The following is a 26,215-nucleotide window of genomic DNA, read 5'->3' on the forward strand; positions in this document are numbered from 1 at the left end:
CGTGTTGACTCGGTTCACAGGCTCTGCTCTCATTGACCCAGCGAACGAGCGGCCACCGGAGGGGGAGGCCGCCGCTTTGGGGAGGGATTCGCCATGGGCATGAAGGCCAAGGTCGCGCTGGGCGCCGTCGTGGGGGTCGTCGTCATCGGTGCCGTGTCGGCGAACGCCGGCAGCAGCGGCAAGGACGGCGGTTCCGGCGGCAGCGGCAAGGGCTCTTCCGCCTCCGCCGAGCACACGCCCGGCGGCGCCAAGGACAAGAAGAAGGCCGCCGCCATCGCCGGTGACGGCGAGTACCAGGTCGGCTCGGATGTGAAGCCGGGCACCTACCGCACGACCGGCAACACCGACGACATGTGCTACTGGGAGCGTGCCAAGGACGCCAAGGGCGAGACGGAGTCGCTGCTCGCCAACGACAATGTCACCGGCACGAGTTACGTGACCATCAAGTCCACCGACAAGATCTTCAAGTCCACCGGCTGCAAGGACTGGGAGGCCGTCGACCCCAAGGCGAAGGGCACGCCCGGCTCCTCGATGGACGGCGACGGCGGCATGTTCAAGGTCGGCACCGACATCGCGCCGGGCACCTACCGGTCGACCGGGAACACGGCCGACGACAACTGCTACTGGGAGCGCACCAAGGACGCCGCGCACGGGCTGAACTCGGTCATCGCCAACGACAACGTGACCGGCACGGCCGTCGTCACCATCAGCCCGAGCGACGCCTACTTCAAGACCAACGGCTGCGGCGGCTGGAAGAAGGCGGCCTGATCCGGCCCGTCCTCGGCCTGACCCGGCCCGCCCCACCGCCGCTCACCGCACGCCGCTCGCCAACCGCGCACCGCACCCGCGCCCCCCAACCGCGCACACGCGCACCGCACCGCACCTGTCCCACCGGCTCCGGCTGCCCGGGCCCGACCCGGTGCAGCCGGACCGGTCCGGACGCCGTACGACTTGCCGTCCGGCTCGCCGTACACACATCCCCGTAACACCCGGCTCTCCTGAAGGACTGTCATGCGCCTCACCCCCCGTGTCGCCACGCTCCTCGCCGTCGCGGCGCTCCCGCTGGCCCTCACCGCCTGTTCGTCCGGTTCCTCGTCCGACAACGGGGGCACCGGCGCCAAGCCGGCCAAGGCGAAGGACCTGAACGCCGGTCTCGCCACCGGTACGCAGCTGAAGAAGGCGCTGGCTCCGGCGTCGGTCTTCCCCTCCGGGTTCGCCCCCGAGGCCGACGGCGCCTCCGACAGCGGCGGCCAGTTCCTCTCCCCCGTCGACCGGAGTACCGCGAAGCCGGACTGCGCCAAGCTGGAGAGCACGTCCTGGATACAGGTGACCGGCTTCAAGGGAGGCGTGTCGTTCGCGCAGAACGACTACGTCAACCACGACAGGACCGAGGAAGTGGCGCAGGAGATCGACGCGTTCCAGGGCACCACCGCGAACACGGTGATGAAGCAGCTGCAGACCGTCACCGGTGAGTGCGCCGGCTTCACGGACACCGACGCGCACGCCAAGGTGAAGCTCGCGGGCACGTCCACGGCCGGGCTCGGGGACGAGGCCTACACGATGACGCTGACGAGCGGTGCGTGGCAGAACGGCTCCACCCTCATCGCGACTCGTTCCGGCAATTCCGTGATCACCGTGCTGTCCACGGCGGGCACGGACAACGGAGCCGCCACCGCGAAGAAGGTGACGACGCGGATCCTGGGCGGCCTGAAGGGCCTGAAGACCGCCTGACCGGGGGAGTGGATACGGCACCCGCTCACAGCGGGTGCCGTATCCACACGTTGGGCTCGGCGTAGACGGCGCAACCCCGCTCCGGTTCGCAGCGGACCGGGACCAGTGCGCCGGGCACCTCGCCCGTCGGCCGCGGTGTCGAACGGCGGGCCGGTCCGGCGGCGCCACTCCTCCAGCGAGGCGCCCACGGTCATGGAGGCCGGCGCGATGGAGTCGATGGTGGCTCCGGCGCGCCCGTGGACGCGCAGCCACGGGTCCTCGGGCAGGCCGTCGGCGCGGAACCGGCCCGCGTAACGGTTTCGCCGGTCAGCGGGTCGGGTGCGGCGCGTGCGGCTTTAAGCTCCTGGGCCGGTTTACGCCCCCCGGGCCGGCGCGGCTCAGCGGGCGCGGAAACGTTCCGGTGCCTTGGTGGGGTTGCCGCCCGTGGGGAGTTTCTGGGCGGGGCAGCCGTCGAGGACCTTCTTCATGGCGGCCTTCTCGGCGGCGGTGACCCACAGGCCGTACTTCTTCTTCACGGCGACCTGGGCGGCCACATAGGTGCAGCGGTACTTGCTGTTGGGCGGGAGCCAGGTGGCGGCGTCGCCGTCGCCCTTGCCGCGGTTGGTGCTCGCGTCGACCGCGATGAGGTTGAGGGGGTCGTTGGCCAGGGCTATGCGCTTGCTCGCGTCCCAGTACTTGGCGCCCTTCTGCCAGGCGTCGGAGAGGGGGACGACGTGGTCGATGTCGACCTGGCTGCGGCCGCGCCGGTAGGTGATGTCCTTGCCGGAGTAGGGGTCGGGCTCGAGCAGACCGTAGGAGACCTTGCAGGTGCCGCCGGTGAACTTCACGTCCTTCAGGTCACGTTTGAGTATGTCGTCGCGGGTGTCGCAGGAGTTGGCGTCGGTGTCCGCCCATGCGGTACCGAAGCGGATCCGCGAGTAACCGGTCTTCGGCGCCCGGCCCTTGACGGCCAGTGTGTCGACGGCGGCCAGGACCGCGCCGTTGCCCCCGCCCCCGGCACCGGCACCGGCACCGGAGGTGCCCTTGTCCTGCCCGGACTTGCAGCCGGCCACGGCGACCAGCACCGCCACGGCGGCGACCGCCCCACCCCTCAGACGCGCCACGGTGCGTCCCCCTCACTCGCCCGGATCCGCCCGTCGGACACGGGCGGAATCGTTCCGTCCCTTACGGTAACCGCCGCCAAGCCCACTTCAGATGGGGACCAAAGCGTCGTTTTCGGGCGACCGGTGGTCGAGTTGGGGCATGGCGGTGCCGTACGGGGGGAGCACGGCCGGCGCGCGCGTGCGCCCGCTCACAACGGGCCGCCGGGGAGTCTTCCGGCTCCTACGACCCCAGGATCGAGGCGAGGAACTCCCCGACCCAGCCCAGCAGTTCACGGCCGACCAGCGGCTTGCCGCCGACCTTCGCGGTCTTCGGGCGCGGGACCAGCACCTGGTGCACGGCCGGCTTGATGACCGTGCCCGGGTACAGGCGCTTGACCCGCAGTTCCTGCGACTCGCGCAACTCCACCGGCGCGAAGCGGATGTTGGTGCCCTGCAGGACGATCTCGCCGACGCCGCACGCGCGCGCGAGCATGCGCAGCCCGGCCACCAGCAGCAGGTTCTCCACCGGTTCGGGCAGCTTGCCGTATCGGTCGGTGAGTTCCTCGCGGACGGCCTTGATGTCCTCCTCGGAGTTGGCGGAGGCGATGGCGCGGTAGGCCTGCAGGCGCAGCCGCTCGCCGGGCGCGTAGTCGTGCGGGACGTGCGCGTCGACGGGCAGCTCGATCTTGACCTCGAGCGGCGCCTCCTCCTCGATCCCGCCGGTCTCCAGCTGGCGCCGGTAGTCGGCGACCGCCTCGCCGACCATGCGGACGTACAGGTCGAAGCCGACGCCCGCGATGTGCCCGGACTGCTCGCCGCCGAGCAGGTTGCCGGCGCCGCGGATCTCCAGGTCCTTCATCGCCACGTACATGCCCGCACCCATCTCGGTGTGCTGGGCGATGGTGGCCAGGCGTTCGTGCGCGGTCTCCGTCAGAGGCTTCTCCGGCGGGTAGAGGAAGTAGGAGTAACCGCGCTCGCGGCCGCGGCCGACCCGGCCGCGCAGCTGGTGCAGCTGGGACAGGCCGAAGGTGTCGCCGCGTTCCACGATGAGCGTGTTGGCGTTGGAGATGTCGATGCCGGACTCGACGATCGTGGTCGAGACGAGCACGTCGAACTTCTTCTCCCAGAAGTCGACGACGACCTGCTCCAACGCCGACTCCGACATCTGGCCGTGGGCCGTGGCGATGCGTGCCTCGGGGACGATCTCGCGCAGGCGCGCCGCCGCGCGGTCGATGGACTCGACCCGGTTGTGGATGTAGAAGACCTGGCCCTCGCGCAGCAGTTCGCGGCGGATGGCCGCGCCGATCTGCCTCTCCTCGTACGGGCCGACGAAGGTGAGCACCGGGTGGCGCTCCTCGGGGGGCGTGGTGATCGTGGACATCTCGCGGATGCCGGTCACGGCCATCTCGAGGGTCCGGGGGATCGGGGTCGCGGACATGGTCAGCACGTCGACGTTCGCGCGGAGCTTCTTCAGCTGCTCCTTGTGCTCGACGCCGAAGCGCTGCTCCTCGTCGACGATGACCAGGCCCAGGTCCTTGAACCTGGTCTCGGAGGAGAACAGCCTGTGGGTGCCGATCACGACGTCCACCGCGCCCTCCTTCAGTCCCTCCAGGACGGCCTTGGCCTCGGTGTCGGTCTGGAAGCGGGAGAGTGCCTTCACGCTCACCGGGAACTGCGCGTACCGCTCGGAGAACGTCCCGAAGTGCTGCTGCACCAGCAGGGTCGTCGGCACCAGGACCGCGACCTGCTTCCCGTCCTGTACGGCCTTGAAGGCGGCGCGTACCGCGATCTCGGTCTTGCCGTAGCCGACGTCGCCGCAGATCAGGCGGTCCATGGGGACGGTCTTCTCCATGTCCTCCTTGACCTCGGCGATGGTGGTGAGCTGGTCCGGGGTCTCGGCGTAGGGAAAGGCGTCCTCCAGCTCGCGCTGCCAGGGCGTGTCGGTGCCGAAGGAGTGTCCGGGGGCGGCCATGCGGGCGCTGTAGAGCTTGATCAGGTCGGCGGCGATCTCCTTGACCGCCTTCTTCGCGCGTGCCTTGGTCTTCGTCCAGTCGGCGCCGCCCAGGCGGTGCAGGGTGGGTGCCTCGCCGCCGACGTACTTGGTGATCTGCTCCAGCTGGTCGGTGGGGATGTAGAGGCGGTCGCCGGGCTGGCCGCGCTTGGCGGGCGCGTACTCCACCACCAGGTACTCGCGGGTGGCGCCCTGCACCGTGCGCTGCACCATCTCGATGTAGCGGCCGACGCCGTGCTGTTCGTGGACGATGTAGTCGCCCGACTCCAGGGTGAGCGGGTCGATGGTCTTGCGGCGGCGGGCCGGCATCCGGGCGCCCTCGCGGCCGGTCGCGCGCTGGCCGGACAGGTCGGTCTCGGTGAGCACGGCCAGTTTCAGTGCCGCGTCCACGAAGCCGTACTCGATGGAGCCGCAGGAGACGTGCACCACCGACGGGCTCAGCTCGCCGAGGTCGGCGTCCATGCGGGCGGCGATGCCCTCGTTGCCGAGCACCTCGACCGTACGGGCGGCCGGGCCGTGGCCCTCGGTGACGAACACCGCGCGCCAGGCGTCGGCGAGCCAGCCCTTGGTGTCGGCGAGGGCCCGCGCGGTGTCGCCGCGGTAGGTCTCGGGCGCGTGCATGCCGAGCTTGAGGGTGTCCGCGTCCAGTTCCTCGTCGGCGGCGAACGGGGACACCGACCACCACATCATGTCCAGCTCGCGCGCGCGGTCGCGGACGTCTGCGATGGACCACAGGGAGGCGGCGCCGACGTCGATCGGGGCCTCGCCGCCGCCGGCGGTTGCCGCCCAGGAGGCCTGCAGGAACTCCTGGGAGGTGGCCACGAGGTCGGCGGCACGCGTGCGTACCCGCTCGGGGTCGCAGACCACGGCCATCGCGCCCTTGGGCAGGACGTCGAGCAGCAGCTCCATGTCGTCCACCAGGACGGGGGCGAGGGACTCCATGCCCTCGACCGCGATGCCCTCGGCGATCTTGTTCAGGAGTTCGCCCAGCTCCGGGTGTTCCTCGGCGAGGGCACGCGCGCGTGCGCGTACGTCGTCGGTGAGCAGCAGCTCGCGGCACGGCGGTGCCCACAGGCCGTGCTCGGCGACCTCGAGGGAGCGCTGGTCGGCGACCTTGAAGTAGCGGATCTCCTCGACGTCGTCGCCCCAGAACTCCACGCGCAGCGGGTGTTCCTCGGTGGGCGGGAAGACGTCCAGGATGCCGCCGCGCACGGCGAACTCGCCGCGCTTCTCGACGAGCTCCACGCGCGCGTAGGCGGCGGCCGCGAGGGCTTCCACCACCTCGTTCAGATCGGCGGTCCGGCCTGTCTTCAGCGACACCGGCTCCAGGTCGCCGAGGCCCTTGACCTGCGGCTGCAGCACGGAGCGCACGGGTGCGACGACGACGGAGACCGGGCCGGTCTCGGGGTCGTCCGTGCTGGGGTGGGCCAGGCGCCGCAGGACGGCGAGGCGGCGGCCGACGGTGTCGCTGCGCGGGCTGAGCCGCTCGTGCGGAAGGGTCTCCCAGGAGGGGTACTCCACGACGCCCTCGGCGGGCAGCAGGGAGCGCAGGGCTGCCGCCAGGTCCTCGGCCTCGCGGCCCGTGGCCGTGACCGCGAGCACCGGGCGGCCCGCCTCGCGGGCGAGGGCGGCGACCGTGAAGGGGCGGGCCGCCGGGGGGCCGACGAGGTCGACGTGCATGCGGTTGCCGTCCGCGGCCGCCTTGATCGCTTCCGCGAGGGCGGGGTCCTTGACGACGGCGTCGAGCAGACCGTGCAGGCTCATGGAGGGGCTTTCCGTCCGGTGGTGGGCAACGCGAATAACCCGACGCGTGTGACGGCCGGGGGTGTCCAGCGTACGACTCCGCCGGGGTTGGCGCCGGGGCCTGTGGACAACCCCTGTTTCCCCTGACGGCAGAAGCACCCGGTCGACGACAGAAGAACCCGGTGCCGGGCAGTCCGAAGACTCCCCGGCACCGGGTCTTTCCCCCGCAACCCCCGTGTGCGGTGGTCGTGGCGTCGGTCCAGCCTGTGCGGCTACTCCGTCGCGATGGCGTTCAGGACGTTCATGCGGCCCGCCCGGAACGCCGGGATCAGCGCGGCGAACAGGCCCACGAAGGCCGAGCCGATGAAGACGGCGGTGATCGTCGGCCAGGGGATCTCGAGGATCTTCAGGCCCTGGAGGGCGAGGAGCTTCTGGGCGGTCGCTCCCCAGCCCATGCCCAGGCCGAGGCCGAGCAGGGCGCCGAAGACGGCGATCACCACGGACTCCAGGCGGATCATGCGGCGCAGCTGGCGGCGCGAGAGGCCGATGGCCCGCATGAGGCCGATCTCCCGGGTCCGCTCGACCACCGACAGGGCCAGGGTGTTCACCACACCCAGGACCGCGACGATGATCGCCAGGGCCAGCAGGCCGTAGATCATGTTCAGCAGCTGGCCGATCTGGTCCTTCAGCGCCTTCTTGTAGTCGGTCTGGTCGCGCACGGTGTACTGCGGGTAGTCGTCGTGCAGGGCCGCCTTCAGCGCCTTGTAGGCGGCTGCCTGCCGACCTTCCTTGGCGCTGGCGAAGACCAGCTCGTCCAGCGGCATCCTGTCGGCGGGGACGTACTTGGCGAGCGTGGCGATGGAGGTGTACTTGGCGCCCTGGTCGATCACGTCGTCGCTGCTGGTGATCGCGCGGACCGTCAGGTGGGCGGTGGCGCCGTCCCGGAACGCGACGGTGATCTTCGAGCCGAGGTGGATGCCGTGGGCCTTGGCGAACTTCTCGTGGACGGACATCGAGTCGGGCAGGTAGGCGTCCTTGAGGTTCCCGGCGACGGTCTTCTTGCGCAGGTCGGTCGCGTACGTCGGGTCGGCCGCCGTGATGTCGGTGTCCTTGAGCGTCTGCCCGTCGGGGGTGGTGTAGTCGGCCACGGTCGTCCGGTACTCGGTGACCCGCGCGAGGTCCGGGGTGTTCTTGATGACCTTGACGGCCTGCGGGTTGATGCGCTGGCCGTTGTCGCCCTGGATGATGAAGTCCGTACCGACGGTCTTGTCGAGCTGGTCGGTGGCGGAGGCCACCATGGAGGAGCCGACCACCGACAGGCAGGCCACCAGGGCCAGGCCGATCATGAGGGCCGCGCCGGTGGCGCCGGTGCGGCGCGGGTTGCGCAGCGCGTTGCGCTCGGCCATCCGGCCCACGGGACCGAACATCCGCAGCATGACCGCGCCGAGGATCCGGACCAGTCCGGCGGCCAGCAGCGGGCCGATGACGACGAAGCCGATCAGCGTGGCGACCACGCCCAGGCCCAGCCAGCCCGACCCGGCCTTGGCCTTGTCGGCGCTCGCGGCGACGTACAGGCTCCAGCCGCCGGCGGCGGTGAGCAGCAGCCCGATCACCGCGCGGACGGTGCCGGCCTTGGCGTCGGCCGGGGCGCCGGCGTCGCGCAGGGCGGCCATCGGGGAGACCTTGCCGGCGCGCCTCGCCGGCAGGTAGGCGGCCAGGACGGTGACCACGACGCCGAGGAGCAGGCCGACCACCGGGGTGGTCCAGGCGACGGTCAGGTCGTCGGTGGACAGATGCATGCCCATCGTGCCCATGAGCTTCATCAGGCCGACCGCGATGCCGACGCCCGCGCCGACCCCGAGCACGGAACCGATCACGCCGAGCAGCAGCGCCTCGATCAGCACGGACCGGTTGACCTGCTTGCGGGAGGAGCCGATGGCGCGCATCAGGCCGATCTCGCGGGTGCGCTGGGCGACCAGCATGGAGAAGGTGTTGATGATCAGGAAGATGCCGACGAGGAAGGCGATCCCGGCGAAGCCGAGCATCGCGTACTTCATGACTTTCAGGAAGCTCTCGACGCTCTTCTGGTTGGCGTCGGCGACCTCCTTGGCGGTCTGCACCTTGTAGCCGTGGCCGAGGGCGGCCGTGACGTTCTTCTTCAGCTGGTCGTTCGTCACGCCCTGGGCGGCGGTGACGTTGACGTTGGTGTACACACCCGTCCGGCCTACCAGCGTCTGCTGGGCGGTCCTGGTGTCCAGGTAGAAGATCGCCGCGCCGGGGTTGGTGACCTTGAAGGCGGCGATGCCGGACACGCGCGCGTGGTGGGTGCCGACGACCGAGATCATGCCGATGTCGTCGCCGAGCTTCAGGTCGTGCTTGGCGGCGGTGTCCTCGTCGACCATGACCTGGTCCGGGCTCTTGGGCGCCGCACCGGAGGTGATCTTCATGGTGCGGGCGTCGTTGCCGTTCCAGCTGCCGACTATGGTCGGCGCGCCGCTGCTCGGCGAGAGCTTGTCCTTCTTGGCGTCGATGACGGTGACCGAGGTGGAGAACACCGTGCCCTCGGCCTTCCGCACGCCGTGGGCCTGCCGGACCTTGCCGACGACGGAGGCCGGCATGACCGGCGGCTTGCCGGTGCGGGAGGTGGTCTCACCGGTGTCGGAGGAACCCTTGGCGCTGACCGTCACGTCCGAGGACGTGGCCTGGAAGAGTTTGTCGAAGGTCGTGTTCATCGTGTCGGTGAACACCAGCGTGCCGCACACGAACGCCACCGACAGCAGGACCGCGATCGCCGACAGCGCCATCCGGCCCTTGTGCGCGAAGAAGTTGCGCATGGAGGTCTTCAGGACGGTCATGACGTGCGCCCCCGGGCGTCGAAGTCCTTCATGCGGTCCAGGACCTGATCGGCCGTCGGCTGGTACATCTCGTCGACGATCCGGCCGTCGGCGAGGTACAGCACGCGGTCGGCGTAGGACGCGGCGACGGGGTCGTGGGTGACCATCACGATGGTCTGGCCGAGTTCGTCCACCGACCGGCGCAGGAAGCCCAGGACTTCTGCGCCGGCGCGCGAGTCGAGGTTTCCGGTCGGCTCGTCCCCGAAGATGATCTCCGGGCGGGCGGCGAGGGCGCGGGCCACGGCGACGCGCTGCTGCTGGCCGCCGGAGAGCTGGGTAGGCCGGTGCTTGAGCCGTCCGGCGAGCCCGACGGTCTCCACCACGCGGTCCAGCCAGGCCTTGTCCGGCTTGCGCCCGGCGATGTCCATGGGCAGCGTGATGTTCTCGAGGGCGTTCAGCGTCGGCAGCAGGTTGAACGCCTGGAAGATGAAGCCGATCCGGTCCCGGCGCAGTTGGGTGAGCTTCTTGTCCTTCAGGCCGGTGATCTCGGTCTCGTCCAGGTAGATCTTGCCGCTGGTGACGGTGTCGAGCCCGGCGAGGCAGTGCATGAGCGTGGACTTGCCGGACCCCGAGGGGCCCATGATGGCGGTGAACTGGCCCCGCGCGATGTCCACGTCCACGTGGTCGAGGGCGACGACACGGGTCTCGCCGGCCCCGTACGCCTTCACGACCTGCCGCGCCCGCGCGGCAACGGCCGTACGCCCTCCAGTGCCCCCGTGCCTGGGAATGGTCACAGCCGATGTCACGGTATGTCTCCTATGTCGGTCGGCAAATCGGTGAGTGGTGCCCCGGCTTGCCGGGGCGTCGTCCTGGGTACGTCGTCGAGTCTCGCGGTCGGCGGGGCCCTCGCGCGCTGGTGCGAAGCCCCCTCTTTCCCGGGGGAAAACCCCACCCCGCCGGTGTGGTCTGCCGCCCCCCAGCGGCGTAAAGCCAGGCTAAGGACCGGGCCCCGCCCCTCTCGTCCTCCGCCGGGACGAACCCTCCCCGAGCCGTAGTACGGAGGTACCCCTAGGGGTGCTCCACCCCCGGGCGGAGCCCTCCTCGGGGTCGTCTCCACCCTTCGGCGCGGAAAGCCTCCACCCTCCCGTCGCGTCAGGGTCAAGTTCCGGCTGCCGCGGGGGAAGCTGTCGTAGCGGAAATAGGTGCAAGGGGCACGGGAGGGGATCCGGTGGGGGTACGACACCCGCGATACGCGGTGGCGAGGTCCCCGGGCAGGACACCCGGCACCGGGGTGCCGTCGTCGCCACGCCGATGCCGGCGACGGCACTGGCCGCGCTCGACGCCACCATCGTCTCCACGGCCGTACCGCAGATCGCCGGCGACCTCGGCGGGTTCTCCGTCTTCTCCCGGCTCTTCTCCGGCCATCTGCTCGCCGTGACCGTCACCCTCCCCGTCCACGGCAAGCCGTCCGACACCATCGGCCGCAAGCCGGTGCTGGTGACGGGCGCGGCCGTGTTCCTGCTGAGCTCGCTGCTGTGCGCGGGCGCCTGGAACATGGCGGCGCTGATCGCGTCCCGGATCGTGCAGGGGCTGGGCGGCGGGGCGTTGCAGGGCACCGTGCAGACTCCGGCCGCCGATCTGTGTCCGCCGGCCGAGCGGCCGAAGATCCGGTCCAGGCTGTCCACGGTGGGGACGGTGTCGGCGGTCGCGGGGCCGGGGCCCCGGCGGGGTGCTCGCCGCGCACGCCGACTGGCGCTGGATCTTCCTGATCAACCTGCCGATCGACGCCGCCACCCTGTGGCTGATCGCCCGTCATCTGCGCGAGCCCGGGCGGGAGACACCGGAAAACGGCGCCCACGCGCGCCTTCCTGGTGCTGCTTCTCGTCGCGCCGCGGCGGTTCCCGGTACGCGAGGAGTGACCCCGCCCGCCGGCGCCTGCCGCGAGAGCCGCAGGTTAACGTCGGTAACCCGCCACCTCGGAGCGGGTTTCGCCGTAGTAAGCGCATACCGACTGGCCAGTTTGGTGAAACCCCCACGCGGCCCCGAACTCGCGAGTAGCGTGCGTGGCTCCACCCCACCCTCCCTGCGGTCCGCCGCCACGGACCCGAGCCACGCAAGGAGCCCCGGGATGTCCTACGACCCGCCACGCCCGTCGTACGCCCCGCCCCATCCGCCCTACGAGCCGCCCCACCGGCCGTACGACCCGCCCCACCCCGCCTACGGCCCACCACTCCCCTACGACCCACCACCCCCCGCCTCCCTCACCTACCCCTGGCAACCCCCGCCCCCACCCCCGCAGCCGGCCCGCCCCGACCGCCGGCCGACCCATGAACCCCTCGGCCACCACAGCGACCTGCGGGTGCTGCGCAGCGCCTACCGCTGGCAGCGGCGTACGGCCACGATCACCGCGCTGGGCTACTTCACCCTGTTCCTGGTGCTGTCCGCGTCCGCGCCCGGCGTGATGACGCGCCCGGTCGCCGACGGCATCCCCGCCGGTCTCCTGCTCGCCCTGATCCAACTCCCGGTCACCTGGCTCGCGATCGCGCTGTACGAGCACACCGCGCGTCGGCACGTCGATCCGCTCGCGGACCGCATCCGCAAGGAGGCCGAATTGAACGCACGCCGAGGAGCCGCCCGATGACCGCCGCCGCCGGCACTCCGGCCGTGGGGGGCTTCGCCGGTTTCAGCGGCACGGGCCAGTCCATGTCCCTGGTCGCCTTCTCCACCGTCGCCACGGTGACCCTGCTGCTGTGCGTGATGACCGGCCCCGACCGCGACGACCTCGACGAGTTCTACACCGGCTACGGCTCCCTGTCCCCGCTGCGCAACGGCCTCGCCATCGCGGGGGACTACATCTCCGCGGCCACCGTCCTCGGCACCGGCGGAGTGATCGCCCTGTGCGGCTACGACGGAGTCGTCCTAGCCCTGAGCACCGCGCTGTCGCTGATGCTGCTGATGTTCCTGCTGGCCGAACCGCTGCGCAACGCGGGCCGGTTCACCATGGGCGACGCGCTGGCCCGCCGGCTGCCCGGACGGTGCGTGCGCATGACGGCCTGCGCGGTGACGATCGCCGCGCTGCTGCCGCTGATGCTGGTCCAGCTCGCCGGAACCGGGCAGCTGATGGCGTTCATCCTGGGCTTCACCGGCGAGTCGCTGAAGACCGCGTGCGTCGTCGGGCTGGGCGCCCTGATGATCGCCTACGCGGCGATCGGCGGCATGAAGGGCACCGCGCTCATCCAGATCCTGAAGATCGTGATGCTGGTCGGGTCGGGCGCCGTGGTCGCCGTGCTGATCCTGCGCCGCTTCGACTGGGATCCGGGCGCGCTGTTCGCCGCGGCCTCGCGGCAGAGCGGCGCCGGGCCGGCCTTCCTGCACTCCGGGCTGCAGTTCGGCACATCGGGCAGGTCACGCCTCGACATGATCGCCTCGGAGCTGACGGTGGTGCTCGGCGGCGCCTGCCTGCCGCACATCACCATGCGCATGTACACCGCCTCCAGCGCCCGCCAGGTGCGCCGCTCGATGTCCTGGGCGGTGTCGATCGTCGCCCTGTTCGTACTCGTCATCACGGTGGTCGGGTTCGGCGCCACGGCACTGGTCGGCCGTGCCGTGATCGCCGGGGCCGATCCGCAGGGCAACACCGCGTATCTGCTGGGCTCGCGGGCAGTGTTCGGCGCGGACGTGTCCACGACGGAGACCTTCCTGTTCACCATGGTGACGACGGCGATCTTCCTCACGCTGCTCGCATCGGTCGCCGGGATGATCCTCGCCTGCGCCAACTCCCTCGCCCACGACGTGTTCGCGGCCCACGTGCAGGAGATGCCGGCCCCCCGCGAGATGGCCCTCGCCCGCGTCTCGGCGCTCGCCATAGGCGTGCCGACGATCCTGCTCGCCACGATGGTGCAGCACCACAGCCTGCAGCCCCTGGTGACGCTCTCCTTCTGCCTGGGCGCCTCGGCCATAGCGCCCGCCCTGGTGTACGGGCTGTTCTGGCGCCGCTACACCCGCAGCGGGCTGCTGGCGACGCTGATCGGGGGCACGCTGACCGTGCTGCTGCTCATGCCGGGCACCAACCTGGTCTCCGGCTCACCGGTCTCGGCCTTCCCGCACGCCGACTTCAACTGGTTCCCGTTCACCACGACCGGCATCGTCTCCATCCCGGCCGGCTTCCTCTTCGGCTGGCTCGGCACGATCGCCTCGGGCCGCACCAAAGCGGAGCAACAGCGGCACCAGTACGAGGCGGTGGAGGGGTGGATCCTGGCGGGCGCGGTACGGAAAGGGAGTTGAGCGGAGGCACCGCGGGGTTTGCGGGTGGGCGCGGGGCCCGGCTGGACCGGGAGGGCGCGCGGTCGGGCACGGGAGCCTCGCGGTCGGCGCGGGTGCGCGAACCGAGCAGGAGCCTCGCAGCCGCCGCGGGTGCGCGAACCCAGCGGAGAACCTCGCAGCCGCCGCGGGTGCGCGAGCCGAGCGTGTGGCCCCGGCTCACAACTCCGGGTGCGCGATGCCGGAAAGCTCGAACTCCGTGCCGGCCGGCCGGAGTCGGAGGCCCAAGCGGCGGCGCTAGTCCAGGGCGGCTCCGCCGGTCAGGGAGATCAGGCTGCTGCGGACCTCGTCCATGGTCGCCTGGACGACGTCCCAGGTCTCGCCGTGCTCGCGCAGCACCTGTTCCGTCTGCCGGGCGATGCGTTCCTCGCGCACGCGCGCGCCGGCGATGATCTCGGCGGCACGCGCGTGCGCCTCTTCCTGGCTGCGGCGCGCGTACTCCTCGGCCTCCCCGAGGGCCCGCTCGGCGTCGGACAGTGCGGCCTCGGCCCGGCTCGCCCGCTCGGCGTGCCGGGCGTCCAGTGCGGCGATCCGCTCGGCCTCCTCGCGCTCGACCTCGGCCCACTGCTCGGCGTACTCCCGGGACCGCTCGGCGAGCATGCCGGTGGTGCGCTGCCGTACCTCGCGCAACGCGGTGAGCGCCTCCGAGCGCTCTTCCTTCACTGCGCGCCGGGTGCCGACGCGGATGTCGTATGCCTCGGTGCGCGCGGCGAGGAGAAGCCGGTGGGCGCATTCGTCGGCTTCCGCGCGGAGTGCGTCCGCCGCTTCCTGCGCCTCCCGGCGTACGCTCTCGGCGCGCGCTTCGGCCTGCGCGATGTGCTCGTGCGCTGCACGCCGCGTGCGCTCGCGGAGGTCCTCCGCCTCCTCCGCCACGAGCTGGAACAGACGCCGGGCGCCCTCCCCGAGCGACTCGTAATCCTGCGGTGGGAGCTGGGCGACGACCTCGCGCATCCGCGCGGCCTCCGCCTCCATGTCCTTGGCGAGCACGGTCAGCCGCGCGGCCCGTTCCCACGCGGCGTCGCGGTCGTACGACAACTCCTCCATGTACGCGTCGACCTGACCGGGGCGGTAGCCGCGCCCCCGGACGGTCACGAAGCCGTGCGGCGGCATCGATGCGCTGCTCACCGTGGGAACCCCTCTCCACCGGACATACACGACAGGATGATTTCGCGCACATCTTGATGGATCGGACGTAAGTATGCATAACGCGACACTCCGCAGTCACGTGCCGCTCCGAAGCCCGCACTTCGCGATTGGTACGGCGAACAGGGCCGGCTGCAGCACGTCCTCCTCAAGGGTGATGATCATGCTGTGGACGGGCGCCGGCTCCGCCGGCCGCGCCGTGTCCGCCGCCGTCGCGCGCCCCTCGGGCGAGGCGAACGCCGCGCGCAGCTGTGCCGCCGAGTCCCACTCCAGCGTCGCGACCAGGTAGTACGGCGCACCCCCGCGCACCGGCGCCACCCCCCGGCCGACCGTGTGGCGGCGCAGACCGGGCAGCCGTCGGCCGAGCGGGATGTGCACCTCGCGGCAGTGCCGGTCGAAGGCCTGGGCGTCGGCAGGGGCCTCGTACAGGGCGAGGAAACGGGCCGTCATCCCATGGCGCGTGAGGACCGCGGCGCCCACCCGTTCGGCCGACATGCACTCCGGCCCGGCCGGCTCACCCCCGGCCGGGAACAGCCGCCGGCCCTGCCCCGGCACGACCGGGAAGGTCAGCAGCCGGTACTCGTCCACCGGGTCCGCACGGACGCGCGCGTGGCGTCGTGGCGGTCCCGCGCTCGAAGTCCACCGGCCCGTCGTGCCCTCCACGCGTGCGTGGAGGGCACGATCCGCCGAGGTCCGGTCGGCGTGCCTACAGCAGGCCGTCCCACATCTGTTCCAGCAGCACCGACCACCAGGTCTCCGGCGAACCGAGGGCCGCCGGGTCCAGGGCGGCCAGCTGCGCCTGGAAGTCGACGGTCCAGCGGCCCGCCTGCTCCTGGTTCAGCCCGAACCGCAGGCGCCACATCCGGCCCAGCAGCGCCAGGCAGCGCGCGAACTCCGGCAGCCCGGTGTTCACGAACTGCGGCGGCACCGGAGCCCCGCCCGGCCCCGCCTCGACCGGCACGGCCACGATGTTCGCCGTGCCGTACTGCACACAGATCGCCTTGCCGAAGTCGGTGCCCATGACGAGGTACGAGCCCGCGTCCGAGGCCGGCTGCACCCCGCGCTCGGCCGCCAGCTCCGCCAGCGTCGGCACCGGGCGGCCCGGCTGGGCCTGCGCCCAGAAGAACGGGCCCATGTCCACCGGCAGACCGGCCACCACCAGCGTGTGCGCCACGATCGGCGGCACACCCTGCCGGGACACCGCCTGCTGCTCGAACCGGAAGACGCCCGGCCCGAACGCCGCCGCCAGCTCCTGCCCGATGCCCTCCGGCGGGACGGGCGGCGCCGCCTGCACCGGCGGCAACGGCGCCCGCACCGGCGCGGGCCGCGCCGGACCGTCCGCCACCTGGTGCAACTCGCCCTGGTGCGCCAACAGTTGCTGCATGCCCTGCTGTCGGCTCGCGTGATCCTTGCCGTACGGCGCGATGCTTGTGATCCGCGCCTGCGGCCACTGCTCCCGCATCATCCGCGCGCAGTAGGCACCCGGCAGCTCGCACGACTCCAGCTCCGTGTGCAGCTCCAGCACCTGGTCCGGCGGCACGTTCATCGCCCGCAGCTCGTGGAAGATCTGCCACTCCGGGTGCGGCGTACCCGGCGCCGAACGCCGGATCAGCTGCTGCTCCGAACCGTCCTGCGCGCGATAGCGCAGCACGGCCTGATAGCCGGGACCCACTGTCGGCTGCGCCTGATGCGGATACCCGTACGCCGGCGGCTGGCCGGGCGCGCCCGGCGGCATCGGCTGCGGGACGCCCGGAGCACCCGGCGGCATGCCAGGGGCGCCCGGCACACCGAGTGCGCCGGGGGCGGGCGGCGGAGGAGGTGCGCCCGGACCGGCCACCGGGGGCGCGGCCAGCACGGTCTCCGCGTGGTGCACGGCCCCGCGCCCGCCACCGGGCACGCCAGGCGTGCCGGGACCGGCAGGGGCCCCCGGAGGCTGTGGAGCGCCAGGCGCGGGAGGCATGCCCGGGGCACCCGGAGCCGCGGGAGCGCCGGGCGGATACGGCATGCCGGGGGTGCCCGGAGCCGCTTGGGCGCCGGGCGGATACGGCATGGCCGGGGCGCCCGGAACACCCTGCGCGCCCGGCATACCCGGAACCCCCGGAGCGCTCGGCGGCTGCGGCGCGCCCCCGCCCAGCTGGCTGGGGTCGGCCAGCACCGTGGCCGCGTGATGCACGTTGCCCGGAGGAGTGGCAGGCGGATTGGGGGCGCCGGGAGGCTGCGGCGCGCCCGGCGCCTGAGCCCCGTCCGCACCACCCGGACCGCCGGGCCCCTCCGACCCGAGCGCCGGCACCAGCCGCGTCGGCACGTACCCACCGCCGGGCGCACCCGGCGCGGGAGGCGTCGTCGCACTGCCCGGGCGCGCACCCGGTGTACCGGGGACACCCGGCGGCGGAGGCGGCGCACCCACACCACCGCGCGCCTTCTTCGGCGGCGGCGCGGCCTTGCTCGTCGCGGCATCCGCGATGTCCCCGGCGTTCGGCGCGAGCCGCCGCGCCGAGGCACCCGGGTCGGCCGGAGGCTGCGGCGCACCCGCCGTACCACCCGGCGCCTGCGCCTGCGCCTGCGCCTGCGCCTGCGCCTGCGCCTGCGGGTAGCCGTAACCCGGAGCGCCCTGCGGAACGCCGGGACCCTGCGGATAGCCGTAGGTCGGCGCGCCCGGGGGCGGCGGCGGAGGCGTACTGCCCTGCGGGACGCCCGGGGTACCGGGAGCGGCGGGGGGCACGAGCGGAGTGCCGGGCGCAGGCGGGTACACGGGTGCTCCCTGCGCAGGAGCGCCGGGACCCGCCGGCGGCTGCGGGTAGCCGTACGGCGACGGGGGCGTACTGCCCTGCGGGGCCCCCGGCGCACCGGGAGCAGCGGGCGCCCCGGGCACACCAGGCGCACCCAGCGCACCACCAGGGGCGGACGGGCCACCCGGCGCGCCCGGCGGGAAACCCTGCCCGCCCGGCGTGTTCGAGGGTTCGAGCGCCGGCGCGACCGCCGTCGGCGGCAACTGGCTGCCCCCCGACATCAACGCCGTCTTCGCATCCGGCGCACTCACCGGCGGTCGCGGAGCCTCCTCGTCGGAGTCGCTCAACGGCGGCGCGAACACCGTCGCGGGCAACGGCACCGAACGGTCGTCCTCACCGGAGTCCGCGTTCGTGTCCGTACCCGCCCAGGGCGTGGCCCCCACCGGCACATCCGCGGGAGGCATGCCCACAGGAGCGGGCGCCCCGGACGCACCCGCCGGCACCCCGGCCTGCGTCTCCGCCGGAACCAGCCCACCGGACAACGCGCCACCGACGCCGGACGACCCCGCACCGGCACCCACGCCCCCAGAAGCACCGGAACCGGCACCGGCCCCCGAACCGCCCTCGCCCCCCGGCCGCCGCTCCCCGATACCCAGCTTGTCCGCCGCCTCCTGCAACCACTCCGGAGGAGTCAGCAGGAACGACGTCTGATTCAGATCCACCCGCGCGGCAGCCGGCGCCGGAACCGCGTCCTGCGGCTCGTCCGCACGGCCGTACTCCTCCTCGTACCGGCGGATCACCTCACCCACCGGCAACCCCGGCCACAGCGTCGCTTCCCCGCTGTCCCGGGCGATCACCAGCCGCTGCGCACCCGCGTCCGAACGCGGACCCTCCGCCCGGTCCTCGCCCCACACGACGAAACCCAGCTCGAACTCCCGCACCCGCACCTCACGATGCTGGTACGCGGGCACATCACCGTTGATCCACTCCTCGGCGCGCTCCTGCGCCTGCGCGTAGGTCACCATCGCCTGAAGCTCACTCCCCCACCGGGCCGGAAGACGCCGCACCGGAAGCACCGGAAGAACCGGAAGACACCGGAACGACACGCGCGAAACCGCCGTCCACCATCAGATTCGCCACCGTCTCCAACTCCGGCGGACTGCCCGCCAGCCTCGACAGGAAGGCGTCGAAATCGTCACCGCACGGCAGCAGCAGACGCTCCACCCGCTCCGCCGGCGACCACGACGGATCCACATCACGCACGTCGTCGTACGCGCAGAACCACACCGAACCGGGCCGCTCCCCCTTCACCTTCACCGCAAGCAACCCGCCCTGCACGAACACCACCCCGAGGTAATCCTTCGTCAGATGGTCGCGCAGACACTTGTTCACATACACAAGGTCATTGACAGCCGCCTCCTCACGTACCGTGAAGAACGGCTGGTCCAGCAGCAGACCCAACTCCGGGTCCAGCGCCGTACCCACCGGCGCACACCCACCCGCAGCCTTCAAGAACGAGCGATACGCCCCCGGAAGCCGGTACCCCAGGTCCTCCTCGACACCCTGCACCTGCGCCTCCGACACCGCCACACCCGACTTCGGCAGCCCGAAATGCGCCGGCCGGGTCTCCTGCAACGGCCGCGTCCCCCGCTTCCCATGGTCCACCGCCGTCGTCACCAGCCCACCGTGATGCCGCAGCAACGCCTTCACCTCGACCGGAACCAGCTCCAGCCGCCGCGTCCCGGCCACGTGATGCCACGTCCACCCGTGCGGCGTCGCCACATCCGGCACCGTGTCCCACAACTCGTGCCGCTCCGCCGCCAACGCCGCGTTCGCCGACACATAGTCCGTCAGCCGCAACTCGTCGACACCGAAACCCTCCGGCGGCTCGGCGATCTCCACCGCCACACGCGCGTACGCAGAGAAATCCGGGTAACCACGCTCATCCACCCGTACCCCTCTCGGGTGACGCGCCGCCCGGACCGGATCCGGAAAGTGCACGACCTGCCCGGCATAGGCCGCGTTCGGCGGCGCGGCTTGCTGCCCGAGCCGACCTGTCGTCATGGCGGTAGCCCCCTGCGGCGTTCTCTCTGGCCTTAATACGGCGGTGTCGATCGCGGATGCCGACAGCCTATGCGGTACCCGAACCCCGGTCACCGGCCCACCACACCCCGGAGAAACCACCCCTCCACAACCCCGGAAAAACCACCCTCCGCTTCCGTGACCAGCCGTCACCCCACCGTGACGACCTCCCCCGACCCGGGCGTGTCGCACCGCCCCAGCTTCCGCACCCGCCACGGCATTTGGCACCCTGTGTCCTTCGGGGGATGCCGGGGAACGCCCGGGGAGGGGAAAACGAACATGAATACCTTGCGAACCGGAGGCACCGACGTGCGGGCCGGCGACCCACGCATCGGCTGGAGCGGCACCGACACACCCCCCGCCCCCACCCTCCACCACCGCCGCGACGGCATCCTGCCCACCATCGCCGCCGCCCTCTCCGTCCGCGGCGCCACCCTCACCGGCACCGCCGCCCGCAGCGACCAACCCCCACCCCTGCACCCCCTCGTCCAGGACTTCCTCGACACCCTCACCAGCAGCGAACGCGACCGCTTCACCGGACGCTGCGCCGAAACCATCCTCATCTCCCGGCACCTCACCGCCGCCGACGCCGCACGCAGCAAACGCGCCGCCCGCAAAGCCATGACCAACGGCGAAGCCCGCAAAACCCTGAAAAACGCCAAACTCACCGCCCGCCGCATACGCGAGGACGGCGACCCCCTCCACGGCAGCTTCGCCACCCCCTGCCGCGCCTGCACCGCCCTCAGCGCCCACTTCGGCATCCGCATCGTCGACCCCACGGCAACCGACAGCTGACAGCCCCCGTCAACACCAGTAACACCAGCAAGCTCGACGAACGAAGGGCCGATGCACACCGACCGCACATCCACCACACGCTTCCCCGTACTCGTCGACGCCGCCCTGCGCGCCGCCGGCTGGCAACCCGGACGCTGGGACATAAAGCAGGCAGAGATCTGGGCCGACACCCTGCGCGAACACACCTCACCCGCCGGCCACCGGCACACCGTCTTCCCCGCCGCCGTCGAAGCCTGGGCCGAATTCGGCGGCCTGACCATCACCCCCAACGGCCCCGGCCGCCAGATCGCCCCCGCCACCCTCCACCTCGACCCCCTCCACGGCCTCCACCACGCCCGCACCCTCGGCGACCTCGGCCGCGCCCTCGGCACCGAACTGTGCCCCCTCGGCCAGGAGACCGACACCACCGCCGTCCTCGCCATCGACGCCGAAGGCCGCGTCTACACCCTCGACCACACCGGCGACTGGTACGCCGGCCCCGACATCGACCACGCCCTCGCCACCCTCGTCACCGGCATCGAACCCGTACGCCTCACCGCCGGCTGAACCCCCGCACAGAACGCGCCTACGCCGCCGGAATCACCGCCGACACCCGGAAACCCCCCGCATCCGTCGGCCCCGACACAAACACACCACCCAGCGCCACGACCCGCTCACGCATCCCCACCAGGCCGTTCCCACCCGACGGCAACCCCGCCGCCGACGCCGACCCCGGCTCCGGCGGCGGCTCGTTCTCCACCTGCATCGCGATCTCCGACACCCGATGCGCGAGCCGCACATGCGTCTTCGCACCCGCCGCATGCTTGTGGACGTTCGTCAACGCCTCCTGCACCACCCGGTACGCCGTCTGCTCGACCACCGCCGCATACGACCGCGCCTCCCCCTCCACCGACAGACGCACGACCATCCCCGCAGCCGCCGACTGCCCGACCAACTCCTCCAGCTCCGACAGACACGGCCCCTCCACCGAACCATCCGCCTCCGCCACCCGGGAAGCAGCCGCCGCAGCCGCCTCCCGCACCGCCGCCAACGGCACCCCCGAGGCACGCCGCCCCGGCTCCTCCCCCGACCGCAGCACCCCCAGCATCTCCCGCAACTCGGTCAACGCCTGCCGCCCCATGTCCCCCACCAGCGCCGCATTCCGCACGGCCTTCTCCGGATCCTTCCGGGCCACCGCCTGCAACGCCGCCGCATGCACCACCATCAGACTCACCCGATGCGCCACCACGTCGTGCATCTCACGAGCGATCCGAGTCCGCTCCTCGTTCCTCGCCCACTCGGCCCGCTCCTCCGCCCGCTCGGCCAGCAACTGAAGCTCCCGCTCCAGACTGTCCGCCCGCTCCCTGAGACTCTCCATCAACCGCCGCCGCGCCCCCACATACAGGCCCAGCAGCACCGGCGGAGCCGTCAGCCCCAACGCCGTCGTCACCGCCGCGAACGGCACGAACCAGTCACCCAGTGTCAGATCGCCCCGCGCCATGTCCTGCCGCACCCGCACGAACGTCACGACCGCCGTACCCACCAGCGACATCCCCGCCAGCGCCCCGATGATCCGGCGCGGCAGCTCGCACGCGGCCAGCGTGTACAGGCCGACGACACCCAGCAGGAACCCCATCTGCGCGGGCGTGATCGCGATCGCCACGAGTACGACGGCAATGGGCCACTTCCGCCGCACGAGCAACACGGACCCGGCGATCACCCCGAAAACGATCCCCACCGCCAGCGGGATCCCCGCGTCCCGGGCGAACGGCACCCCCTCGGCTCCGCACTCCACGGCCGACACCAGCGCCAGACTCCCGTCGAGCACCGCACTGCGCCACCTGGTCCACCACCACGGCCCCGTCCGGGCCCTGGCGTGCTCTTCCCCCGTCGTGGTCATGCCTCCAGCCTACGGGCGACGGCTGCGGCATTTCCGGCGACTTTCACCGACCTCCACACACCACACTCCGTAACCGGACGACCTCGAAACACACCGGTATCACTCGAACTGGTGAACCCTTCCCGTTCGACTCCGGAACACCTCATTCCGGCGGACGGTATGCCTATGGCACATTCAATCGGCAAATACACCGACTTCGAGGACTTACGGGAACGGGCGGTCGCCCTGCGGCGGGCAGGTCTCAGCCGACGACAGATCCGCGACCGGCTGCATGTCGACAACAACGACATCCTCAACCGCCTCCTGGAGGGCGAGCCACCTCCTGAGTGGACCAAGCGCCCGAACGCGAAGGACGACCTCCGGGACAAGGCACGGGAGCTACGGCTCCAGGGCTGGACCTACGACCAGATCCAGGTCGAACTGGGCTGCTCGAAGAGTTCGATCTCGCTTTGGGTAAGGGAGCTGCCGAGGCCGGAGCGACGCGACCCCACGGAGCAGGCAAAGCTCGCGGCCCGGAAGCGCTGGGAGCACGAGCTCGCGGTACGGGACGAAGAGCGGCAGAAGACCAAAGCAGCGGCCGCGAGCGAAATCGGCGCAATGACTCCTCGCGAGCTGTTCATGACGGGCGTCGCCCTCTATTGGGCCGAGGGCGCCAAGGACAAGCCGTATGACCGACGCGAAAACGTGCAGTTCGTCAACAGCGACCCTGGCGTGATCCGGATCTACCTCGCCTGGCTGGATCTGCTTGGCGTAGAACGCGACCGCCTCCGGTATCGCGTCATGATCCACGCGACTGGCGACGTCGAAGGCGCCAAGCACTTTAGGGCTGAGCTCGTCGGCGTCGACGCCTCGGTGTTCCAGCGGACGACAATCAAGAAGCACAACCCGAAAACCGTCCGCAAGAATGTAGGCGAGGGCTATCGAGGCTGTCTCGTGATCAGCGTCTTGCAAGGCGCCGACCTCTATCGCCGCATCGAAGGCTGGTGGACAGGCATGGTGGATGCGGCCTCCGGGATCACGACGCCACTCTCCTCAGGTAAGGTCTGACGCAGCCATCCGCCATGGGGTAACTGGTAGCCCGCGGGCCTTTGAAGCCCTGTAGTGCTGGTTCGAATCCAGCTGGCGGAGCTGCTCGGTTCGGGCCCTGACCTCCCCGTCAGGGCCCGCTCTCACCTCCCCCAAGAATCGCCCCGGTATCCTGCGGCTGTCACCCCCACCACCCACAGCCGAAGGGCAACCCCGTGAGCGCCATTCGCCCGGCAGCCGTCGTCGTTCTCGCAGCGGGTGAGGGCACCCGTATGAAGTCGGCCACACCGAAGGTCCTGCACGAGATCTGTGGCCGTTCCCTGGTGGGCCATGTGCTGGCCGCCGCCCGTGAGTTGGACCCGGAGAACCTGGTCGTCGTCGTGGGGCATGCCCGGGAGCAGGTCGCCGCGCACCTGAACGAGATCGACCCGGGCGTGCGCACCGCCGTGCAGGCCGAGCAGAACGGGACCGGGCATGCCGTGCGGATGGGTCTGGAGGAGCTGGGCGGGGCCGTCGTCGGGACTGTCGTGGTCGTGTGCGGGGACACGCCCCTGCTCACCGCCGACACGCTCCGGGCGCTCGCCGGGACCCATGCCGCCGACGGCAACGCCGTGACCGTGCTGACCGCCGAGGTTCCGGACGCCACCGGGTACGGGCGGATCATCCGGGACGAGGTGACGGGTGCCGTGACCGCGATCGTGGAGCACAAGGACGCGTCCGAGGTCCAGCGGGCGATCCGGGAGATCAACAGCGGGGTGTTCGCGTTCGACGGGCAGTTGCTGGCGGACGCGCTGAAGAAGGTGCGGACGGACAACAGCCAGGGTGAGGAGTACCTCACGGACGTGCTGGGGATCCTGCGTGAGGCCGGTCATCGCGTCGGCGCTTCCGTGGCCGGGGATCACCGGGAGATCGCCGGGATCAACAACCGGGTGCAGCTGGCCGAGGCGCGCCGGATTCTCAACGACCGGCTGCTGACGGCCGCCATGCTGGAGGGGGTCACCGTGGTGGACCCTGCGTCCACCTGGGTCGATGTGACCGTCTCCTTCGAGCGGGATGTCGTCGTTCATCCGAATACGCAGCTCACGGGGTCGACGCAGCTGGGTGAGGGTGCCGAGGTGGGGCCGAACAGCCGGCTGAAGGACACGCAGGTCGGTGCGGGGGCGCGGGTGGACAACACCGTGTCGGACGGGGCCGTCGTCGGGCCGGAGGCGTCGGTGGGGCCGTATGCGTATCTGCGGCCGGGGACCCGGCTGGGGACCAAGGGCAAGATCGGGACGTACGTCGAGACGAAGAACGCGAAGATCGGTGAGGGCACGAAGGTGCCGCATCTGTCGTATGTCGGTGACGCGACGATCGGTGAGTACACGAACATCGGGGCGGCGAGTGTGTTCGTGAACTACGACGGTGAGAGCAAGCATCACACGACGGTCGGGTCGCACTGCAAGACGGGTTCGGACAACATGTTTGTGGCTCCTGTCACGGTCGGGGACGGTGCCTACACCGCCGCCGGGTCTGTGATCACGAAGGATGTGCCGCCCGGTTCGCTGGCCGTGGCCCGTGGTCAGCAGCGGAATATCGAGGGTTGGGTGGCTCGGAAGCGTCCGGGGAGCGCGGCGGCGAAGGCGGCCGAGGCGGCGTCCCGGAGGGGCGAGAGCGAGGACTGACCGGAAACGGGTGCGCCAAACACGGCGTACCGTGATAAGTGCACATCCGCACACGTGCACCCGCACCCCTACCAGCTGATTCGGCCTCTCATGCCCAGGCGGGAGGTCGGGGTAGCAGTCGGCTGGCTGAGACAACCTCTGAGGAGACTGTGCTGTGACCGGGTTCAAGACGACCGGCGAGAAGAAGATGATGTTCTTCTCCGGCCGCGCCCACCCCGAGCTTGCCGAGGAGGTCGCCCACGAGTTGGGTGTCGGGGTTGTCCCGACGAAGGCCTTCGACTTCGCGAACGGTGAGATCTACGTCCGTTACCAGGAGTCGGCGCGTGGTGCGGACTGCTTTGTGATCCAGAGCCACACGACTCCGATCAACCAGTGGATCATGGAGCAGCTGATCATGATCGACGCGCTGAAGCGTGCGTCGGCTCGCTCCATCACGGTGATTGTGCCGTTCTACGGTTACGCGCGGCAGGACAAGAAGCACCGTGGTCGTGAACCTATTTCGGCGCGTCTGATCGCGGATCTGATGAAGACGGCGGGTGCCGACCGGATTCTGACCGTGGATCTGCACACGGACCAGATCCAGGGTTTCTTCGACGGGCCGGTGGATCATCTGTTCGCGCTGCCGCTGCTCGCCGATTATGTGGGCGAGAAGGTGGACCGGGACAAGCTGACGGTCGTGTCGCCGGACGCGGGCCGGGTGCGTGTGGCGGACCGCTGGTGTGACCGGCTGGGTGCGCCGCTCGCCATCGTGCACAAGCGGCGTGACAAGGATGTGGCGAACCAGGTGACCGTCCACGAGGTCGTGGGTGAGGTCAAGGGCCGGGTGTGTGTGCTGGTGGACGACATGATCGACACTGGTGGGACGATCTGTGCCGCTGCCGATGCGCTGTTCGCGCACGGTGCGGAGGACGTGATCGTCACGGCGACGCACGGTGTGCTCTCCGGTCCTGCGGCGGACCGGCTGAAGAACTCGCGGGTGAGTGAGTTCGTGTTCACGAACACGCTGCCGACGCCGGCGGAGCTGGGCCGGGATCTGGACAAGATCACGGTGTTGTCGATCGCTCCGACGATCGCGAGTGCGGTGCGTGAGGTGTTCGAGGATGGTTCGGTGACCAGCCTCTTCGACGAGCAGTGAGGTTTCTGCGGCCCCGCTGCGTGAGGTAGCCGAAGATCCTT

General features: G+C 71.1%; 18 protein-coding genes, 1 tRNA gene and 2 pseudogenes. 11 read left to right on the forward strand and 10 right to left on the reverse strand.

All coding sequences use genetic code 11. The annotated features are described in order from the left end of the window. Positions 1 to 93: 93 nt before the first annotated feature. On the forward strand, positions 94 to 768 hold the full coding sequence (locus ACWGJ5_RS19585; RefSeq protein WP_453310920.1) for a hypothetical protein: 675 nt from the start codon (positions 94 to 96) through the stop codon (positions 766 to 768). A 243-nt stretch (positions 769 to 1,011) separates the two neighbouring features. Continuing rightward, positions 1,012 to 1,731 (forward strand): hypothetical protein, encoded by a 720-nt coding sequence (locus ACWGJ5_RS19590; RefSeq protein WP_453310921.1) that lies wholly within the window; start codon positions 1,012 to 1,014, stop codon positions 1,729 to 1,731. A 25-nt stretch (positions 1,732 to 1,756) separates the two neighbouring features. Here ACWGJ5_RS19590 and ACWGJ5_RS19595 read toward each other — a convergent pair. The 5 genes and pseudogenes from ACWGJ5_RS19595 to ACWGJ5_RS19615 all read right to left on the reverse strand — a co-directional run. Further along, positions 1,757 to 2,024, reverse strand: a pseudogene (locus ACWGJ5_RS19595) (N-acetyltransferase); the annotation flags it as partial. An 84-nt stretch (positions 2,025 to 2,108) separates the two neighbouring features. Beyond that, positions 2,109 to 2,834, reverse strand: a complete 726-nt coding sequence (locus ACWGJ5_RS19600; protein ID WP_453310922.1) for an HNH endonuclease family protein — start codon at positions 2,832 to 2,834, stop codon at positions 2,109 to 2,111. A 220-nt stretch (positions 2,835 to 3,054) separates the two neighbouring features. Then, positions 3,055 to 6,588, reverse strand: a complete 3,534-nt coding sequence (gene mfd / locus ACWGJ5_RS19605; protein WP_453310923.1) for a transcription-repair coupling factor — start codon at positions 6,586 to 6,588, stop codon at positions 3,055 to 3,057. A 251-nt stretch (positions 6,589 to 6,839) separates the two neighbouring features. Next, positions 6,840 to 9,422 carry an ABC transporter permease gene (locus ACWGJ5_RS19610; RefSeq protein ID WP_453310924.1) on the reverse strand — a complete coding sequence of 861 codons (2,583 nt, stop codon included), beginning with the start codon at positions 9,420 to 9,422 and terminating at the stop codon, positions 6,840 to 6,842. Beyond that, positions 9,419 to 10,207, reverse strand: a complete 789-nt coding sequence (locus ACWGJ5_RS19615) for an ABC transporter ATP-binding protein (protein WP_453310925.1) — start codon at positions 10,205 to 10,207, stop codon at positions 9,419 to 9,421. The genes ACWGJ5_RS19610 and ACWGJ5_RS19615 overlap by 4 nt, the downstream gene beginning before the upstream one ends. A gap of 505 nt (positions 10,208 to 10,712) precedes the next feature. On the opposite strand from ACWGJ5_RS19615, the pseudogene ACWGJ5_RS19620 reads away from it, so the two are divergent. The 3 genes and pseudogenes from ACWGJ5_RS19620 to ACWGJ5_RS19630 all read left to right on the forward strand — a co-directional run. Then, positions 10,713 to 11,241, forward strand: a pseudogene (locus ACWGJ5_RS19620) (MFS transporter); the annotation flags it as partial. 288 nt (positions 11,242 to 11,529) lie between these two features. Further along, positions 11,530 to 12,042: a DUF485 domain-containing protein gene (locus ACWGJ5_RS19625; RefSeq protein WP_453311055.1), complete on the forward strand. Its 513-nt coding sequence runs from the start codon at positions 11,530 to 11,532 to the stop codon at positions 12,040 to 12,042. Then, a complete protein-coding gene (locus ACWGJ5_RS19630; RefSeq protein ID WP_453310926.1) occupies positions 12,039 to 13,685 on the forward strand; it encodes a sodium/solute symporter in 1,647 nt (548 codons plus the stop codon). Before ACWGJ5_RS19625 ends, ACWGJ5_RS19630 begins: the two co-directional genes overlap by 4 nt. Positions 13,686 to 13,958: 273 nt before the next feature. On the opposite strand, the gene ACWGJ5_RS19635 is transcribed toward ACWGJ5_RS19630, so the two are convergent. The 4 genes from ACWGJ5_RS19635 to ACWGJ5_RS19650 all read right to left on the reverse strand — a co-directional run bounded on the left by ACWGJ5_RS19635 (position 13,959) and on the right by ACWGJ5_RS19650 (position 19,657). Next, on the reverse strand, positions 13,959 to 14,846 hold the full coding sequence (locus ACWGJ5_RS19635; protein ID WP_453310927.1) for a cellulose-binding protein: 888 nt from the start codon (positions 14,844 to 14,846) through the stop codon (positions 13,959 to 13,961). Positions 14,847 to 14,942: 96 nt separating this feature from the next. Then, positions 14,943 to 15,452 (reverse strand): EthD family reductase, encoded by a 510-nt coding sequence (locus ACWGJ5_RS19640; protein WP_453310928.1) that lies wholly within the window; start codon positions 15,450 to 15,452, stop codon positions 14,943 to 14,945. 118 nt (positions 15,453 to 15,570) lie between these two features. Continuing rightward, positions 15,571 to 18,618: an SUKH-4 family immunity protein gene (locus ACWGJ5_RS19645; RefSeq protein ID WP_453310929.1), complete on the reverse strand. Its 3,048-nt coding sequence runs from the start codon at positions 18,616 to 18,618 to the stop codon at positions 15,571 to 15,573. 10 nt (positions 18,619 to 18,628) lie between these two features. Continuing rightward, the gene (locus ACWGJ5_RS19650; RefSeq protein ID WP_453310930.1) at positions 18,629 to 19,657 is read right to left on the reverse strand and encodes an HNH endonuclease; all 1,029 of its coding nucleotides are present in this window, start codon (positions 19,655 to 19,657) and stop codon (positions 18,629 to 18,631) included. A 297-nt stretch (positions 19,658 to 19,954) separates the two neighbouring features. Between ACWGJ5_RS19650 and ACWGJ5_RS19655 the strand changes: the two genes are divergently transcribed. Then, a complete protein-coding gene (locus ACWGJ5_RS19655; protein WP_453310931.1) occupies positions 19,955 to 20,470 on the forward strand; it encodes a YwqJ-related putative deaminase in 516 nt (171 codons plus the stop codon). A 51-nt stretch (positions 20,471 to 20,521) separates the two neighbouring features. Next, on the forward strand, positions 20,522 to 21,016 hold the full coding sequence (locus tag ACWGJ5_RS19660; RefSeq protein ID WP_453310932.1) for an SUKH-3 domain-containing protein: 495 nt from the start codon (positions 20,522 to 20,524) through the stop codon (positions 21,014 to 21,016). Positions 21,017 to 21,035: 19 nt separating this feature from the next. Here ACWGJ5_RS19660 and ACWGJ5_RS19665 read toward each other — a convergent pair whose 3' ends face one another. Further along, positions 21,036 to 22,349, reverse strand: a complete 1,314-nt coding sequence (locus ACWGJ5_RS19665) for a sensor histidine kinase (RefSeq protein ID WP_453310933.1) — start codon at positions 22,347 to 22,349, stop codon at positions 21,036 to 21,038. Between the two features lie 165 nt (positions 22,350 to 22,514). On the opposite strand from ACWGJ5_RS19665, the gene ACWGJ5_RS19670 reads away from it, so the two are divergent. The 4 genes from ACWGJ5_RS19670 to ACWGJ5_RS19685 all read left to right on the forward strand — a co-directional run bounded on the left by ACWGJ5_RS19670 (position 22,515) and on the right by ACWGJ5_RS19685 (position 26,174). Continuing rightward, on the forward strand, positions 22,515 to 23,396 hold the full coding sequence (locus ACWGJ5_RS19670) for a hypothetical protein (protein ID WP_453310934.1): 882 nt from the start codon (positions 22,515 to 22,517) through the stop codon (positions 23,394 to 23,396). Between the two features lie 8 nt (positions 23,397 to 23,404). Then, positions 23,405 to 23,477 (forward strand) — tRNA-Gln (locus tag ACWGJ5_RS19675). A 113-nt stretch (positions 23,478 to 23,590) separates the two neighbouring features. Then, positions 23,591 to 25,039 carry a bifunctional UDP-N-acetylglucosamine diphosphorylase/glucosamine-1-phosphate N-acetyltransferase GlmU gene (gene glmU / locus ACWGJ5_RS19680; RefSeq protein WP_453310935.1) on the forward strand — a complete coding sequence of 483 codons (1,449 nt, stop codon included), beginning with the start codon at positions 23,591 to 23,593 and terminating at the stop codon, positions 25,037 to 25,039. Positions 25,040 to 25,193: 154 nt separating this feature from the next. Continuing rightward, positions 25,194 to 26,174 carry a ribose-phosphate diphosphokinase gene (locus ACWGJ5_RS19685; protein WP_228624688.1) on the forward strand — a complete coding sequence of 327 codons (981 nt, stop codon included), beginning with the start codon at positions 25,194 to 25,196 and terminating at the stop codon, positions 26,172 to 26,174. Positions 26,175 to 26,215: the final 41 nt, after the last annotated feature.

The sequence above is a fragment of the Streptomyces sp. NPDC054783 genome, assembly GCF_053611725.1.

Excerpts from the sequence above, each read along its gene's own strand:
- ACWGJ5_RS19610 (WP_453310924.1), bottom strand. The coding sequence starts at position 9,422 with ATGACCGTCCTGAAGACCTCCATGCGCAACTTCTTCGCGCACAAGGGC.
- ACWGJ5_RS19670 (WP_453310934.1), top strand. The coding sequence starts at position 22,515 with ATGGCACATTCAATCGGCAAATACACCGACTTCGAGGACTTACGGGAA.
- ACWGJ5_RS19625 (WP_453311055.1), top strand. The coding sequence starts at position 11,530 with ATGTCCTACGACCCGCCACGCCCGTCGTACGCCCCGCCCCATCCGCCC.
- ACWGJ5_RS19645 (WP_453310929.1), bottom strand. The coding sequence starts at position 18,618 with ATGGTGACCTACGCGCAGGCGCAGGAGCGCGCCGAGGAGTGGATCAAC.
- ACWGJ5_RS19655 (WP_453310931.1), top strand. The coding sequence starts at position 19,955 with ATGAATACCTTGCGAACCGGAGGCACCGACGTGCGGGCCGGCGACCCA.
- ACWGJ5_RS19650 (WP_453310930.1), bottom strand. The coding sequence starts at position 19,657 with ATGACGACAGGTCGGCTCGGGCAGCAAGCCGCGCCGCCGAACGCGGCC.
- ACWGJ5_RS19585 (WP_453310920.1), top strand. The coding sequence starts at position 94 with ATGGGCATGAAGGCCAAGGTCGCGCTGGGCGCCGTCGTGGGGGTCGTC.
- ACWGJ5_RS19590 (WP_453310921.1), top strand. The coding sequence starts at position 1,012 with ATGCGCCTCACCCCCCGTGTCGCCACGCTCCTCGCCGTCGCGGCGCTC.
- mfd (WP_453310923.1), bottom strand. The coding sequence starts at position 6,588 with ATGAGCCTGCACGGTCTGCTCGACGCCGTCGTCAAGGACCCCGCCCTC.
- ACWGJ5_RS19660 (WP_453310932.1), top strand. The coding sequence starts at position 20,522 with ATGCACACCGACCGCACATCCACCACACGCTTCCCCGTACTCGTCGAC.
- ACWGJ5_RS19630 (WP_453310926.1), top strand. The coding sequence starts at position 12,039 with ATGACCGCCGCCGCCGGCACTCCGGCCGTGGGGGGCTTCGCCGGTTTC.
- ACWGJ5_RS19665 (WP_453310933.1), bottom strand. The coding sequence starts at position 22,349 with ATGACCACGACGGGGGAAGAGCACGCCAGGGCCCGGACGGGGCCGTGG.